Annotated in this window: 12 protein-coding genes; 5 read left to right on the top strand and 7 right to left on the bottom strand. The window is 57.8% G+C overall.

What is annotated here, in order from left to right:
* Positions 1–53: 53 nt before the first annotated feature.
* The gene (locus ACQY5R_RS02985) at positions 54–1,727 is read left to right on the top strand and encodes a SulP family inorganic anion transporter (protein ID WP_428604295.1); all 1,674 of its coding nucleotides are present in this window, start codon (positions 54–56) and stop codon (positions 1,725–1,727) included.
* 314 nt (positions 1,728–2,041) lie between these two features.
* Positions 2,042–2,932, top strand: coding sequence for a phosphoribulokinase (locus ACQY5R_RS02980; protein ID WP_428604292.1), 891 nt, complete (start codon positions 2,042–2,044; stop codon positions 2,930–2,932).
* Between the two features lie 65 nt (positions 2,933–2,997).
* Here the strand turns inward: ACQY5R_RS02980 and ACQY5R_RS02975 are convergent, their stop codons facing one another.
* The 3 genes from ACQY5R_RS02975 to ACQY5R_RS02965 form a co-directional block, all read right to left on the bottom strand.
* Positions 2,998–4,389, bottom strand: coding sequence for a YdgA family protein (locus ACQY5R_RS02975; RefSeq protein ID WP_428604290.1), 1,392 nt, complete (start codon positions 4,387–4,389; stop codon positions 2,998–3,000).
* 42 nt (positions 4,390–4,431) lie between these two features.
* Positions 4,432–6,342, bottom strand: coding sequence for a 1-deoxy-D-xylulose-5-phosphate synthase (gene dxs, locus ACQY5R_RS02970; RefSeq protein WP_428604287.1), 1,911 nt, complete (start codon positions 6,340–6,342; stop codon positions 4,432–4,434).
* A gap of 165 nt (positions 6,343–6,507) precedes the next feature.
* Positions 6,508–7,416, bottom strand: coding sequence for a LysR family transcriptional regulator (locus tag ACQY5R_RS02965; RefSeq protein WP_428604285.1), 909 nt, complete (start codon positions 7,414–7,416; stop codon positions 6,508–6,510).
* A gap of 180 nt (positions 7,417–7,596) precedes the next feature.
* On the opposite strand from ACQY5R_RS02965, the gene ACQY5R_RS02960 reads away from it, so the two are divergent.
* Positions 7,597–8,982: a ribulose-bisphosphate carboxylase gene (locus tag ACQY5R_RS02960; RefSeq protein WP_428604282.1), complete on the top strand. Its 1,386-nt coding sequence runs from the start codon at positions 7,597–7,599 to the stop codon at positions 8,980–8,982.
* A 149-nt stretch (positions 8,983–9,131) separates the two neighbouring features.
* Here ACQY5R_RS02960 and ACQY5R_RS02955 read toward each other — a convergent pair whose 3' ends face one another.
* Both ACQY5R_RS02955 and hisC read right to left on the bottom strand, forming a co-directional pair.
* On the bottom strand, positions 9,132–11,786 hold the full coding sequence (locus tag ACQY5R_RS02955; protein ID WP_428604279.1) for a molybdopterin-dependent oxidoreductase: 2,655 nt from the start codon (positions 11,784–11,786) through the stop codon (positions 9,132–9,134).
* 279 nt (positions 11,787–12,065) lie between these two features.
* Positions 12,066–13,124, bottom strand: coding sequence for a histidinol-phosphate transaminase (gene hisC / locus ACQY5R_RS02950; protein ID WP_428604277.1), 1,059 nt, complete (start codon positions 13,122–13,124; stop codon positions 12,066–12,068).
* Between the two features lie 171 nt (positions 13,125–13,295).
* On the opposite strand from hisC, the gene ACQY5R_RS02945 reads away from it, so the two are divergent.
* Positions 13,296–13,718, top strand: a complete 423-nt coding sequence (locus ACQY5R_RS02945) for a DUF3617 domain-containing protein (RefSeq protein WP_428604274.1) — start codon at positions 13,296–13,298, stop codon at positions 13,716–13,718.
* A 184-nt stretch (positions 13,719–13,902) separates the two neighbouring features.
* Entirely contained in the window at positions 13,903–14,097 is a 195-nt protein-coding gene (locus ACQY5R_RS02940; protein ID WP_428604272.1) for a hypothetical protein, read from the top strand.
* A gap of 125 nt (positions 14,098–14,222) precedes the next feature.
* Here ACQY5R_RS02940 and ACQY5R_RS02935 read toward each other — a convergent pair whose 3' ends face one another.
* Together ACQY5R_RS02935 and ACQY5R_RS02930 are read right to left on the bottom strand one after the other, a co-directional pair.
* Positions 14,223–14,477, bottom strand: coding sequence for a GlsB/YeaQ/YmgE family stress response membrane protein (locus ACQY5R_RS02935; RefSeq protein ID WP_428604270.1), 255 nt, complete (start codon positions 14,475–14,477; stop codon positions 14,223–14,225).
* Between the two features lie 154 nt (positions 14,478–14,631).
* Entirely contained in the window at positions 14,632–16,659 is a 2,028-nt protein-coding gene (locus tag ACQY5R_RS02930; RefSeq protein ID WP_428604267.1) for a methyl-accepting chemotaxis protein, read from the bottom strand.
* Between the last annotated feature and the right edge of the window lie 125 nt (positions 16,660–16,784).

The following is a 16,784-nucleotide window of genomic DNA, read 5'->3' as shown; positions in this document are numbered from 1 at the left end:
AGGGTGAGATGTGTTAATCTTGGATTCTTGGTAATTCATCTGTGGCTCTTTACATGTCTCTGATTAATGGCTTTCATCTGCGTAATTTGCAAGGTGATATTTATGGCGGCCTGACGGCTGCGGTTGTGGCATTGCCCCTGGCACTGGCAATGGGTGTCTCCTCGGGAGCCGGGCCCATTGCCGGCATATACGGCGCCATCTTTGTCGGTTTTTTTGCGGCCCTGTTCGGTGGCACCCCGGCCCAGGTCTCCGGGCCAACCGGCCCAATGACCGTAGTCATGGCCATGATATTTACCCAATACACCGGCATGTTCCCGGACAATCCGGCACATGGCGCCGCCGTCGCCTTCGGCGTCGTAGTACTGGGAGGACTGTTCCAGATCCTGTTTGGAATGCTGCGGGTGGGCAAGTTCATTGAACTGGTGCCACACCCGGTGATCTCCGGTTTCATGAGCGGTATCGGCGTCATCATCATCCTGCTGCAGATCGGTCCATTGGTGGGGTTCGACAGCCCGGCCCGCCCACTCCTGGCCATGCAGGCGATCCCTGAGTTTTTGCGCAACCTCCACCCTGATGCCGCCACCATCGGCCTGTTAACCCTGGTCATTGTCTATGCCGTACCGGCACTGCTGCCTAAGCTCAACAAGTTGATACCTGCACCGCTGCTCGCCCTGGTGCTGGGCACCACCGGTGTAATGCTGCTGTTTCCGGACAGTCAAGTCCCGGTATTGGGCGATATCCCCTCCGGGGTACCGGTATTGCAGGTGCCGTCATTCGACCTACTGCTGCTTCCCGGCATGATCAAGTCCGCCCTGACGCTGGCCGCCCTCGGTGCAATCGACTCCCTGCTGACCTCACTGGTGGCAGACAATATTACCCGTACCTACCATAAATCGGACCGGGAACTGATTGGCCAAGGCATCGGCAATACTGTCGCCGGCTTTTTTGGAGGTTTGCCGGGAGCAGGGGCGACCATGCGAACCGTGGTCAATATTAAGGCAGGAGGTAAAACACCTATCTCCGGTGCCCTGCATTCGCTAATCCTATTGACCTGTGTCCTCGGGGCCGGCGGTCTGGCCAGCCATATCCCGAATGCGGTGCTGGCAGGAATCCTGATCAAGGTCGGTACCGACATCATCGATTGGGACTACTTCAAACGCCTGCATCAAGTACCCCTGTCTGGCGTTGTGAAGATGCTGGCAGTCCTGTTACTGACGGTGTTTGTAGATCTGATGATCGCCGTAGCGACCGGCATGGTGATGGCCAGCCTGCTGTTCATGAAGGAGATGGTGGATCTGCAGCTAAAGAGCATCAATACCATCACCGATCCGGATCAAGCCGAGACCCCGCTCTCAGACGAAGAGAAGGCGATCATGAAAGCGGCCCGTGGTGACATTCTGCTCTACCACTTGGCTGGACCGATGAGCTTCGGCGCTGCCAAAGAGATGTCCCGGCGCCTGGCCCAGTTCGATCAATACCGTGCCCTGGTGCTCGACCTGAGCGACGTCGCCAAAGTCGACTTCACCTCGAGCCGCGCCCTGGACGACATGATATTCGATGCCCAGAGTACGGGCAGGCAGGTATTCCTGGTGGGAGGGCGTCCCCAGGTCTATGACATGCTGCAAAAACAGGGCGTCCTGGGTCGACTTCAATCGGGACACAAACATGATCGGCGCCTCTCCGCACTGCAGCACGCCGCCAGGGAGTTGGCTATCACAGCCGGTTGACCCACCCAGGTTGTGGTATTCCGGGCAACGCTGCATACTGAAAAAACTGGAGAATCAAATAGCAAGACTGATAAAAAAAGCCATTAACATAATAATGACTTATGGATAAGGAAATATATTGTTACTTCTCCTCGCGCCACGCCACTGTCAGAATTGTTCACAATCCAGGGGCCGGCAGGTTTGATCTAACCGTGCTTTCCTAGCACGCACGCCCTTTTAAAGAGGGGATCAAACCTGACCTGACGCCCAAGCCTGACCGTTTTATACCAACCGGGCTCTAAGCAGTATTAAGTTAATAGACTCAGGGGTTTAACATGTCCAAACAACATCCGATCGTTGCCGTCACCGGCTCATCCGGCGCAGGGACTTCCACGGTAAAACGTGCCTTTGAACATATTTTTTATCGTGACGGGGTTACCCCGGCGATCATTGAGGGTGACAGTTTCCACCGGTATGACCGGGCAGCGATGCGCGAAGCCGTGGCCGAGGCATCAAAACGTGGCGAAAATCTGAGTCACTTCGGTCCCGCCTCCAATCTGTTCAATGAGCTGGAGAACCTGTTCAAATCCTACGGCGAACACGGCAACGGCAAGAAACGTTACTACCTGCATAGCGAGGAAGAAGCAGCGGAGCACAATGAGAGACTGAGCACCCAGCTTGAACCAGGCCAGTTCACTCCCTGGGAAGATCTTCCGAGCGCAACCGATCTGTTGTTCTATGAAGGCCTGCACGGCGGTGTGGTGACCGATGACGCCAATGTCGCCCAGTATGTCGACCTGTTGATCGGCGTGGTACCCATCGTCAACCTGGAGTGGATCCAGAAGATTCACCGTGACAACGCGGAACGCGGATACTCGGCCGAAGCCATTGTCGACACAATCCTGCGACGTATGCCGGACTACATCCACTACATCACGCCGCAATTCTCGCGCACCGATATCAACTTCCAACGCGTCTCAACGGTGGACACCTCCAACCCGTTCATTGCTCGTGACATTCCCAGTCCCGATGAAAGTTTCGTGGTAATCCGCTTCCGTGACCCGAAGAAGTTCAATATCGACTTCCCCTACCTGCTCTCCATGCTGCATGACTCCTTTATGTCTCGCCGCAACTGTATCGTGGTACCGGGCGGCAAGATGGGACTGGCTATGGAGATTATCCTGACCCCCATCATCGAACAGATGATGGATGAGCGGAAAGCCTGACAGCCATTACCGTTGAATAAAAAAGCCGCCGTAATGGCGGCTTTTTTATGTCCCCTCTAAGACGGCTATTGTGTCGGTGTCGGCAACGGAATGGTCTTGCCGTTAACGCTCAATAGTCCATCCTTGAGTATCGCCTGGGTAGCGATATTTTGGCCATCCACCACCAGGATCTCCTGTTCGAGTAACAAGCCGAGCTGCCGCTCGGCCAGAGTACCGGCCATCTCATCCAACTGTTCTGCACTCGGCATATCACTGTCCGGCTGGGCCAGCTTGCGCTGGGCAAACTGTCGTTGCAGATCGGCCGCTGTTTTCTGCCGCAAAAGTAACAGGAACAACTTTTTCGGCATCTGTAACGACGCATCGGCCAACAGCTTTTGTAGCACGGCCGGTGCGTTACCGATCTCACCCCACTCCAGCCCCACCGACTGCACCGACAGTTTCCCATCGATCAAGCCGTCGGGCGTCTGAATGCTCAGCTTATCGATGGTCACCAACGGATCGCCCTTGATCAACGCCGGCGCATTGCCCATCAGCACGCTCAACAACGCCATCCCCTTCTTCTCCTCAGAGAGTTGCTGGGCATTGATTTCCTCAATAGACCGCTGAATCTGTAGCAAGGTTTTGGACGGCAGGTTAGCCACACCCATCTGGATATCGGCCGGACCGTAAACGGTGTCATTCAGTGCCAGTTGCTGTAGACGGTAGCGAACCGAAGCACTCGCTTTCGACGCTTGGGCACGACTCTCTGCCTCAATACCCAACTGGTCTATCTCAATCCGGGTATCCCTTTTGCTATCCTGCAGGGCAATACGGTCGATGGCAAATTGCCCACCCCCCAGCGTCAGTCCGGAGACATCCTTGGTGGAGTGGGAATCGAGACGCATCGACCCGACCTCCAGCAAAGTTTTCCCGTCCTGGACGAAGCGCAGGGTCGGCAAAGCAAACTGCGCGTCCACCTGTTCAAAGGTAGAATCAAATCGGACTTTGCCGCTCACACCGCCAAAACTGACTGCCGGATGATTACCGCTGGCCGGCAGTTCAGTGGCGGGGAAATCGACCTCCGTCTCCCCCTGTCCGTCGATCGCAACAAGCGTCCGGATCAGTGCCGCGTAGTCCGGTGGTAACGCTTCGCCTTGCACCCGAACTTCACTACGGATATCCGCCAACTTCAGCCCCTCTCCGGTTAGCGGACCGTGGACAATATGGCTGGTCAGGGAAAAACGGACCGACTCGATCTTTTTACGATCCGATCCAACCGGGACCTTAACCAGAAAATCGGTATGGCCCTCGGCACCGAACCAGTGTCGCTGATAATCCTGCGAAACCACTTCGACGCCGCCTTTGACAAATTGCCGCATCAATCCCTGATAATAACTCTCCACCTGATAGCCGATAATACCGGGCGCCGTCATCAGCGCCGCACCCAGCACGACAAACAGGGCGATAAATCGCTTCATAAACATCCTCGCTTTATTTTTGTATGATCCAGGCAGGAAACATCAACCAACGGCGCGGTCACCTGCCGCTTGCTGCGCCTGTTTGATGACCGACAGGATAGATTCCCGATCGAGACCCGCTTCCTGCAACTGTTCCGCCGGTGAGGCGTGCTCGATAAAGTGGTCCGGCAACCCGAGATTGATTGCCCGAACACTGTGCTGTATCGCCGCCAGATACTCATTGACCGCCGACCCGGCGCCGCCATGAATCACATTCTCTTCCAATGTAACCAGCAGACTGTGGCCGTTCGCCAACTGCTGTACCAGCGATTCATCCAGCGGTTTTACAAAACGCATATTGGCCACCGTGGCATCCACCGCTTCCGCCACTTCCAGCGCTGTATCCAGCAAGCTGCCAAACGCCAGGATCGCGACCCCCTGTCCCTGCCGGCGAATTTCACCCTTACCCAACGGTAGCGTCTCCAACTCGGCGGTGACCGGCGCCCCGCAACCCGCCCCTCGCGGATAACGCACCAGGGCCGGTCCCGGATATTGATAAGCCGTCTGCAACAACTTGCGGCACTCGTTCTCGTCGGACGGTGCCATGACGACCATATTGGGAATGCAACGGGCATAGCTCAAATCAAAACTGCCTGCATGGGTGGCGCCGTCAGCGCCCACTTGGCCGGCCCGGTCCACCGCAAAGGTGACATCCAGGTTCTGTAAGGCGACGTCGTGAATCAGTTGATCGTAGGCGCGCTGCAGGAAGGTGGAGTAGATCGCAACCACCGGTTTCACTCCGTCACAGGCCAACCCGGCGGCAAAGGTAACGGCATGCTGTTCGGCGATGCCCACATCGTAATAGCGGTCGGCAAAACGTTCCGCATACTGCACCATGCCGGAACCGGAACACATGGCCGGGGTAATCGCCACCAACCGTTTATCGGAGGCTGCCGCATCACACAGCCAGTTACCGAATATTTCGGTATAGCTGGGGCCGGTAGCGCTCTTCTTATCCATCTTGCCGGTAGCCGGATCGAACGGGGTAACCCCGTGGTAGACCAGCGGATCCCCCTCGGCCGGCTTATAGCCCCTTCCCTTTTGGGTCACCACATGCAGCAGGCGCGGACCGTGCATCGCCTTCATGTTTTGCAGGGTGGCCGTCAGGGTCTCCAGGTCGTGCCCATCGATCGGACCGATATAGTTGAAGCCCAACTCTTCGAACAGGGTACCGGGCATCACCATGCCTTTCATATGCTCTTCCCAGCGTCCCACCAGTTCGGAGATGTGCGGCAAGCTGCTCAAAGCCGATTTACCACCCTCCCGCACGCGGGTATAGAACTTGCTTGAGAGCAGGCGGGCCAGGTGATTTCTGAAGGCCCCGACCGGATCCGAAATGGACATGTCGTTGTCGTTCAGCACCACCAATAGATCCAGATCCAGCGCACCGGCGTGATTCAGCGCCTCGAACGCCATCCCGGCGCCCATGGCCGCGTCGCCGATCACCGCCACGACATCGCGTTTAACGCCCAACCGTTTGGCCGCCGCCGCCATACCCAGGGCGGCGCCGATAGAGGTACTGGAGTGGCCGGTACCGAAGGTGTCGTATTCGCTCTCTTCGCGGCGGGGGAAACCGGAAATGCCGTCACGCTGGCGTAGTGTTCCCATGCGGTCACGCCGGCCGGTGAGGATCTTGTGGGGATAGGCTTGGTGGCCCACGTCCCACAGTAACCGGTCTTCCGGTGTATTGAGGACGTAGTGCAGGGCAATGGTCAGCTCCACTACCCCGAGTCCGGCCGCCAGATGTCCGCCTGTACGGGATACCGTATCGATGAGAAAGCGCCGCAACTCATCGGCCAACATGGGTAACCGCTCCGACGGCAGCAACCGCAGATCCCTGGGAGATTCAATACTGTTGAGCAGTTTGAATGTCCCGGACGATCCTGATTCGCTGCTCTGTTGGCGCTCTGACATGCGTTTACCTGTAAGTTCCGCTGGCGGCTCCAGCGACCATTGTAAAGTATAGCCACCGGGGAATACCCACCCACATAATGGTGGAAGCTCGCCCTTCGTCGGGTTAAAAATGCTCTCGCAATAAGCGAAACCGAGCATTTTAGCCCAACAGGCCGCATCAAGTCCCTACCTAATTTTTTGTATCTCGCTCAGTCCATCGCCCAGCAGGAAATCATGGAATGCTTGCGCCGAGGGTGACAGGCGCTTGCCACGACGATGCACCATGAACCATTTTCTCAGCAGCGGGAAATCCTCCACATCCAGGATCACCAGCCGTCCGGTCTCCAGTTCCAGCTCAATGGTGTGGGCCGACACCACTGCCAGGCCCAACCCGGCTCTGACCGCCTGTTTGATCGCTTCGCCGCCGTTGAGCTCCATACCGCAGACCAGATCGAGCCCTTTTTCCTGGAAAAAACGCTCCAGCGCCAAACGGGTCCCCGAGCCGGCCTCGCGCATCAGGAAGGTCTCCTCCGCCAGCTTTTGTAGCGAGATATGTTTTTCGCCCACCAGGGGATGTTTGGGAGGCGCAATGACCACCAGTGGATTGTCCATGAACTCTTCATACTCCAGATCGAGGGCATCCGGCGGCTGTCCCATCAGCACCAGGTCCTTCTCGTTCTGTTCCAACATCCGCATCAACTCCTTGCGGTTATTCACCGAGAGACTGAGCCGGACACCGGGATAACGTCGGGAAAATGCGCCCAGGGCGCGCGGGGCAAAATAGTTGACGGTACTGGCGACGGCGATATCGAGTCGTCCGCGGCTAAGCCCTTTTTGCGCCTCCATCACCTCTTCCATCTCATCCAGTTGACGGAAAATGGCCTTACCGTAGGTATGGAGTTCGCGACCGGCAGCGGTCAAATGGATCTTCTTGCCCAACTTCTCGAACAGCGGCAATCCCACGCTCTCTTCTAACTGTTTGATTTGCATAGAAACCGCAGGCTGACTAAGATATAACTCATCAGCAGCTCTGGTAAAACTCAGATGAGTGGCTACGGCCTCGAACACCTTCAATTGACGAATTGTGAAATTCATAACGCATCACCCCATACCTATACATAAGCGCTACCTTATCACAACAATCAAAAACTTTTAGTTTTATTTATAGTGATCGATAGCTATAGTCACCTCAACTCCTGAGGGAGAAGCCGATTCAACTCATCGCACTGAATGCAAACCCGCCAATCATAATAGAGAGTAGTGAGGTAACAACAGATGGCCCTTGACCAAACCAGTCGCTATGCCGACCTGAGTCTGAACGAAGACAAGCTGATTGCTGACGGCAACCATATCCTGGTCGCTTACACCATGGAGCCTGCCGCAGGCCACGGCTATCTTGCTACCGCAGCCCATTTTGCGGCCGAATCGTCCACCGGCACCAACGTGGAGGTCTCCACCACCGACGACTTCACCAAGGGTGTGGACGCGCTGGTCTACGAGATCGACGAAGCCAAGGGGATCATGAAGATCGCCTACCCGAACGAACTGTTCGACCGCAACGTCACCGACGGCCGGATCATGCTGGTCTCCTTCCTAACCCTCTGTATCGGCAACAACCAGGGCATGGGCGACGTGAAGAACGCCCAGATGCAGGACTTCTACATCCCGCCCAAGATGCTGCAACTGTTCGATGGTCCGGCCAAGGATATCAGCGACCTGTGGCGCATCCTCGGCCGCCCGGTCAAGGACGGCGGCTACATCGCCGGCACCATCATCAAGCCGAAGCTGGGCCTGCGCCCCGAACCGTTCGCCTCGGCCGCCTATCAGTTCTGGCTCGGTGGTGATTTTATCAAGAACGACGAGCCCCAAGGCAACCAGGTTTTCTGCCCGCTGAAGAAGGTCATGCCACTGGTGGCCGACGCCATGAAGCGCGCCCAGGACGAGACCGGGCAGGCCAAGCTATTCTCCGCCAACATCACCGCCGACGATCACTACGAGATGATGGCTCGCGCCGATTACATCCTGGAGACCTTCGGTGAGAACGCCTCCCACGTCGCCTTCCTGGTGGACGGCTTTGTCGGCGGTCCGGGCATGATCACCACCGCCCGTCGTCAGTACCCGAACCAGTACCTGCATTACCACCGTGCCGGTCACGGCATGGTTACCTCACCCTCCTCCAGGCGCGGCTACACAGCCTTTGTGCTGGCCAAGATGGCCCGTCTGCAGGGTGCCTCCGGTATCCACGTCGGTACCATGGGCTACGGCAAGATGGAAGGCTCGCGGGACGACAAGATCATCGCCTACATGATCGAGCGCGACAGCTGCGACGGCCCGTTCTATCACCAGGAGTGGTATGGCATGAAGCCCACCACCCCGATCATCTCTGGCGGCATGAACGCCCTGCGCCTGCCCGGTTTCTTCGAGAACCTGGGCCACGGCAACGTGATCAACACCTCCGGCGGCGGTTCCTACGGCCACATCGACAGCCCGGCGGCCGGCGCCATCTCCCTGCGCCAGGCCTACGAGTGCTGGAAGGCGGGTGCCGACCCGGTCGAGTACGCCAAGGAGCACAAGGAGTTCGCCCGCGCCTTCGAGTCGTTCCCGCACGATGCGGATCAGATCTTCCCCGGCTGGCGGGATCGTCTGGGCGTACACAAGTAAGCCGTCAAATAGCTGTGTAAAATGGAAAACCCCGCACATTGGTGCGGGGTTTTTTGTTTGTACGGGAGGCGGATCAGATTGTAGGGTGCCGGTGAGCTTGCGAACCGCATCCTACCAACCTGCGTGAGCCCACGTGGGAAAGCATAGCCCTATCCCGCTGCCAGCATGGCACGGATCTCCGGCACACAGGAACCACAACCACTGCCGGCCTTCAACACATCCGCTATCGATTCCACACTGTTCAATCCCTGCACCCGAATCCCCTCTTGAATGCGTTTCTCCCCGACGCCGTGACAGGCGCAGACGATTTTACCCACGTCCGCACTCTTGTCCGGTGCCCGGCCCGAAAGCAGACTGGCACGCTCGGCCGCATCCAGGGAAGCCTTGCCAAACAGCGCCTCAATCCAGTCACGCGGCGGCAGTAGCAGATCCGGACCGATAAACAGACAACTCTCCAGCTTGTTTTCCACAAAACGGGCGGCACGATAACGGTTGGCGGCACGGTCGGAATACTCCATCCAGCCCACTTCACGCCCTTCGCTGCAGAGGTAGGAACGGGCCATACCCGCCCAATCCTCCGGGGTCAAATCACCGGCCATTTCATAACGCCAAAACCCCTCCCCGCGGGATCGGGCCCAGTAATCGGCAGCGCCCGGCTGCAATTGGCGTCGTGAAAACAGGAAACCGTACCAGGCAAAGCGCCGTTCACGAATCCGCGCCTTGCCCTGTTTGAATTCCGGTTGGCCAGACAAAGGATCGGTAACCCCCGGTAGCAGGGCATTTACCCGTCCGGTGACGGCAAACTGGCCGCTCCAGTGCATCGGTAGGAACAGACTCCCCGGCTGTTGGCCGGACGTCACTCTGGCTCTTACCGTAGCATCGCCGGCGGGGCTTTCAACACAGACCAACGCCCCCTCTTCCACACCGTAGCGAGAGGCATCGGCGGGATGGATCTCTGCATAAGGCTCAATAGTGTGACTGGCAAGGCGCGGCGACAACCCTGTCCGGGTCATGGTGTGCCAATGATCCCGGACCCGTCCGCTGTTCAATACCAACGGATACTCCTGGTCTGGACGATTACGCGGCATCGCCGGCGTCACCGGCACGAAGCGCGCCCGGCCATCTTCGGTGAAAAACTCACCTTCACCAAACAGACGCGGGGTACCGGTCGATTCACCTCCGGTCAGGGGCCATTGACGCGGGCTCAGCGCCTCGTAGGCGGCCTCACCCAACTCGGCATAAAGACTGATATCGAAGGCGCGGCGGCCGCCGTTTTCCAGACCCGACAGGGCGGCGTGCTCACAAAATATCTCCCGGGGATGCTGGTAATTGAACTGCTGCGCGTAACCCATACGGCTTGCCACCTGACTGATAATCCACCAGTCCGGCCGGGCCTCGCCCGGCGCATCCAGGAAGGCACGCTGGCGTGAAATACGTCGCTCGGAACTGGTGACGGTACCGCTACGCTCGCCCCAGGTGGTGGCGGGTAGCTGGATATGCGCAAACTCCATGGTGTCGGTAGCGGCCACACAGTCCGAGACGATGACCAGGTCGCACTTTTCCATGGCGCGCCGAACCCGTTCCGAATCCGGCAGGCTGACCGCCGGGTTGGTGGCCATCACCCACAACACCCGCACCTTGCCCGCCTCGATGGCACTGAACAGGTCCACCGCCTTCAGACCGGCCTGGCGGGGGATCTCCGGGGCATCCCAAAAATCCCTGACCCGTTCCCGATCCTCTGCCGACTCCAACTCCATATGGGCCGCCAACTGATTGGCCAAGCCACCCACTTCGCGTCCTCCCATGGCGTTGGGCTGTCCGGTCAGGGAAAAGGGCCCCATGCCGGGGCGACCGATACGGCCGGTCAACAGATGACAATTGATAATGGCGTTGATCTTGTCGACGCCGCTGCTGGACTGGTTGATACCCTGGGAATAGACCGTCACCACCCGCTCGGTACGGGCGAAGAGCCGGTAAAAGCGCTCCACCGATTCGACCGTGAGGCCGCAGCCGTCGGCAACCCGCTGGATATCCGGGGCATCCGCCGCCGCCACGGCCAGCGCCACCTCGCTCTCCCGGGTCGCCTGTTTGACGAAGAGGTTATTGCGTTCCCCCTGCTGATCCAGATAGACCAGCAGGCCGTTGAACAGCAAGGCATCCGTGCCGGGACAGATGGCCAGATGCAGATCCGAAGTCTCGGTGGTGGGCGTGGTCCGGGGATCAATAGAGACAATCTGCAGGTCCGGATTCTCTTGCTTGCTGGCCATGATGCGCTGGTACAGCACCGGATGACACCAGGCGGTATTGGAGCCGGCCAGCACAATCAACTTGGCCCGTTCCAGGTCTTCATAACTGCACGGCATGACATCCGCACCAAAGGCGCGCTTATGCGCCGCCACCGCCGACGACATGCAGAGCCGGGAGTTGGTATCGATATTGGCCGAGCCGATAAAGCCCTTCATCAGCTTGTTGGCCACATAGTAATCTTCCGTCAGCAGCTGTCCGGAGACATAGAATGCCACCGCATCCCGGCCATGCTCGCGGATCGCCCGCTGCAGCCCCTCGGCCACCTGGTTCAGGGCGCTGTCCCAGTCACACGCCTGTCCGTTAATCCGCGGCTTCAGCAAGCGACCCGATTCGACCAGGGTCTCGGCCAGGGCGCTCCCCTTGGAGCAGAGACGGCCAAAATTCGACGGGTGTTGCGGATCGCCCACCACGCTCACCTCGCCGCCAGGGCCCCGGCTGGCGATGACACCGCAGCCGACGCCGCAGTAGGGACAGGTCGTCCTGACTTGCAGAGACATCTAGCGCCGCCTCCCGAGGGCAGGGCGACACAGCACCCCCTGGATGGATAGCGATAGGGATTCAGGATTGAACCGAACAACCAGTGACATAATACAAACCTCCTGCTGATGGAGGGCTATCAGCAAGGAGTATGCCAGCGATGAAAAGCGGCAAAATCAACGCCCCAGACACAGCATTGAGCAGCCGTCACGACCACCCTGGTGCAGCCATGCACCGTCCCGGTGCTTATCACCACAGGAATTAGGGTTAATTCAGGGTGTTCCGCGCGCTGTAGGCTGTTAGGCCAATATCTCCAACAGCGCCTGACAGAGTGCATCCATCTCGCCATCGGTGCCGATACTGATGCGCAGAAACTGGACGATTCGCGGCTGCCTGAAGTGTCGCACAATGATGGAACGCTCCCGCAAGCGGGCCGCCAGCTTTTCAGCATCCCAGGCAGGATGGCTTACGAACAGGAAATTGGCCGCCGAGGGGAGCACCTGGAAACCCAGTTCGGTGAGACGCTCGGTCAATCGGCCACGGGTATCCATTACCTGCTGACAGGTACGCTCGAAGTAAGCCTTGTCTTCAATCGCCGCCACGGCGCCACATTGGGCGATACGGTCCAGGGGGTAAGAGTTGAAGCTGTTTTTGACCCGCTCCAGAGCCTCAATCAACGACGTATCGCCGACCGCAAAACCGACGCGCAAACCGGCCAGGGAGCGTGATTTGGAGAGTGTCTGGATCACCAGCAGATTGGGATAATCATTCACCAGACCGATCGCTGACTCACCGCCAAAATCCACATAGGCTTCATCGACGACCACCACCGAATCGGGATTGGCGTCAAGGATCGCCCGGACCGCCGCCAGGGGCAGCAGCCGACCGGTCGGTGCATTCGGATTGGGGAAGATGATGCCGCCGTTGGCGATCCGGTAATCGGCCGGATCGATCTCAAACTGGTCAGTCAGCGGCACCCGGGTGAAATCGATCCCGTAGAGCCCGCAATAGACCGGGTAGAAGCTGTAGGAGATATCCGGAAACAGCAGCGGCCGTTCGTGCTTCAGCAGCGCCATGAAGGTGTGGGCCAGCACTTCATCGGAGCCGTTACCGACGAATACCTGCGCCGGCATTACCCGGTAAAAATCGGCAATCGCCTGCTTGAGCCGCTCCGCATTGGGATCGGGGTAGAGGCGTAACGTGTCAGCGGCCTCCGCAACCATCGCCTGCAGTGCCCGGGGGGACGGCGGGTAGGGATTTTCATTGGTATTCAGCTTGATCAGGTCAGTCTGCTTGGGCTGCTCACCGGGGACATAAGGGGTGAGTGTGTGGACGACCGAACTCCAGAAGCGATTCATAAACAGACCTGTAACATCAATAACCAAAAATCAACCATAGAGGGTGGATGATACCGCTAACTCCACGCGCTTCCCATAGCGGACAGACGCTATAGCCAATCCAAATCGACGCCACCAGCCGTCTCTGTCACACTGTGACCATCAGACCGACCCATTCTCAAGGAGTATGCCATGTCCCGTTACCTGACCCGTCTTACAGCGACTCTGATGATTTTCATTGCAAGCGGCGTTCAGGCAACAGGCATCCTCATCACGCCGGGACAGTGGCAGTTCCAGATCAGCGCCAGCACCCCGCTGATGGCAAAACCGATCAACAAGACCCTGACCGAGTGCCTCACCAATAAGGAGATATCCCCGCGGGCATTGATGAAAAACGCACCCGGCTGTCAGCTCTCCGATGTGCAGTCCAACGGCAAACAGCTCAACTGGAAAATGACCTGCGATAGCCACGGCGGCAAAATGAACGGCACCGGCAGCTTCAGCTCAAGCGGTGATGTGGTTAACGGCACGATGGACATGGTGATGAACATGCATGGGCAAGCACTCACCATGCACAACCGTTGGAGTGGAAAGCGTATCGGTGCCTGTCACTAACGCCACCCGGCAACGGATCATCCGCCAAAAAGGAATTTATTTTCTATACTGAATAGCCATACCGTCCCGCGCTGAGACCCACCACACAAAATTAGCTCCATTATCTAAATTAAATATTAAAAGTATCTTGCAATTACATGATATTGCGTTACTTTTATTTATGAACGATAAAGGAGACTTCACGATGCTGAAGAAACTGGACACACATATCTGCAACAGCTGCCCGCATGAATTAGTGACCGGCGTAGCCTGTGACTGGCGCCCCATGGACGAATGTCCCTACCTCATGCCGGACGAACCGAAAAAACAGCGCGTGACACTATCCCTGGTACCGGCTCCGCTCCCCGGCGAAACAGACGCTATTCGCAGCATCGACTGAACCGTGCCAGATAGCGGAATCCGCTATCGGTGAGAGTAACAGGGTGCAGTCCGGTCTGTAGCGGCCGTCAGTGACGTTCGTTTGGGAACCGCCGACCCTGGACAGTCTTATGCGGACCCGGTCGTTCAGCGCTTGAAGGTACGGAACAGATAGAGCAGCAGCAACGCACCCAGCGTCGCACTGACCAACCCGCCCGGCTTGAATCCACCCATCGTATTGAATCCCAGCAGGGAACCGATCCAACCGCCGAGAAAGGCGCCCGCTATCCCCAACAGGATGGTGGCAATCAAGCCGCCCCTGTCCGGCCCCGGCATGATCCACTTGGCCAGCGCCCCGGCGATCAAACCCAAAACAATCCACGCCAATATACCCACTTCCACCTACCTCTGTTGCACGACTCAGCGACACCCAGTCCCATCCCCGCACAATGCCACTCAGAGACTGGAAAGGTCACACTACCACTTACTGCAGGAGAAGGGGAATGCGAGTACTGGGTTAGGCGGCGACGGCACTGATGCCGTACAAAGAGACCCGTCACGACACCCGGGATGAGGCGGTAATGTCGCGCAACTGAATCGCCATTCGGCTAACCTCGCCCGCGGCACCGCTCATCTCCCCCGACCCCCGAGCCGTTTGCTCAGCGGCTGCCTTGATATGGGTGATAGTTTGATTGATCTCTTCGGTCACCACCGACTGCTCTTCACCCGCCGTGGCAATCTGCGCGCTCATTTCGTCAATGGCCTGGATCCTATTGGCGATGGCATCAAATGAGTCGTGCACAGAAGCAGCAAACTCCACGGTGCGCTGAGTATGGGATTGGCTGGACCGCATCACACTGACCGCTTCCCGGGTACCGTGCTGAAGTGATTCGATAATGCCCTGGATCTCCTGCGTGGAACCCTGAGTTCTGGCGGCCAGCGTGCGCACTTCATCCGCCACCACCGCGAACCCTCGACCTTGCTCACCGGCACGCGCCGCCTCAATAGCCGCGTTCAACGCAAGTAGATTGGTCTGCTCGGCAATACCCTGTATCACCGCCAGCACAGTACCAATCCGCGTGCCTTCATCCGCCAGGTGCCGAATGACCTCCGCCGCCCGCCCGATCTCCGCCGCCAAGTTGTTGGTCGATTGCACGCTATCGGAAATCACCTGCTTGCCCACGCCCACTTCACGCGCCGCATGCTGGGTCGATTCCGCTGTATGGCCGGCATTTTGTGCAATTTCACGCACGGTAGCAGCCATCTCATTAACCGCCGTTGCCACCTGAGTCACCTGATCCAGTTGTCGATTGACCCCTGTGTGGGTCTCTTCAGCAACAGCGCTCATGGATTCCGACGAAACAACCAGAGAAGCGGAAGCCTCCTTCACATTTCGAGTCAGGGATTGGAAACTCTCGGCCATCCGGTTGATGCTGTGCTCGATCTCCAACATCTCATCTTTGGTACCGATATCCAGACGCGCGGTCAAATCACCCTCGGCAATCTTGGCGGTGGCATGCTGCAAGCGTCGGATACTGCCCAAGACCAGTAGATAGTTACCGCCGATCAACCAACCGATCAACAATGACACCACGCCTACCACGCCCACCGCCAACAGGCGTTGTTCCTGCAATTCGGCTACACGCTGATCAATCAGTTGCTGCAGCTCAGGCAGGCTGGTATCGAACAACTTAAAGCCGGCGCTAATAGCGACCGTGCCTTGATTAAAGAGTTCACCGGAGGCCAGCGTGATGGCGGATTTGCCGATCACCTTATCCTGCAGTACGCCAATAAAGCGATCGAGCTGAGATGTCAGCGCCGCGATGAGCGGTGTTAGTGGTTCTCCCAGTGGCGGATTTTCACGCTGTATCACCGACAGTGCGTGTCGAACCGACGTAACGGCGGACTGGATACGACTGATCTTGACCGCCAGTGCGGCATCCGCTGCGGGGCTGGAGCTCCCGGAACCGACTATGCCGGCCCCCTGCCCGCGTGCCTGACCCAGCAATTCCACCAGGTTAGGCACACTACCAATCAACAGATCCACCACATAGCGGCTGTCCAGGTGGCGGTCATTGCTCATGTGGGTACTGTCCGCCACTTGGGTCATCATTTCGATCACCCCGGCAATAAGCGCCGTATGCTCTGTAAAAGACGCTTCAGCTTGCAAATCAATACCTGGCTGCACCAGCCTCTGCCAGGCTTGTCGCAACACGCGTAACCTGTCACCCAGTTGCAAGACGTCACCCAGCTCCTCTTCCAACTGCTGTAACCGGTCGAAGCTGCGCTTGATATCTATCCGGCGCTGCTCGATTTGCGGCTTAAAGTCTACCGCTCCATGCAAATAGCCATGGGTCATACCGCGGTGTTGCGGCAACGATTCCAGTAGCTGGCGCAGTGTCGCGATGAAGCGTACCCCCTTCTGCTCTTGCTTCAAGGCATCGACTTCCGTCTGGATATTGCTCAATACCAGGATACTCAGCAGTATCACGGGTAGCGCCCCAAAAAAGCCGAGTATGGCGAATTTAGTCGGGTAATTGACATAGGAGAGCAGCCGGGCTGCCGGGGTAAAAATCGCGTTCATAAGACCCTCTCTCAATGAAGAGATTAAAAAAATATGAACAGCATGCCTCGGTGCCGAATCACGCGGTGGATCGTTGCGTCCACTTTGACCCTGAGGTTAGGGCCGGTGATCGGTTAGGTTATGAC

Origin of the sequence: Sedimenticola sp. (assembly GCF_050289425.1) — a bacterium.
Classification (GTDB): Bacteria; Pseudomonadota; Gammaproteobacteria; order Chromatiales; family Chromatiaceae; genus Sedimenticola.
This window is presented reverse-complemented; position numbering and strand designations above follow the sequence as displayed.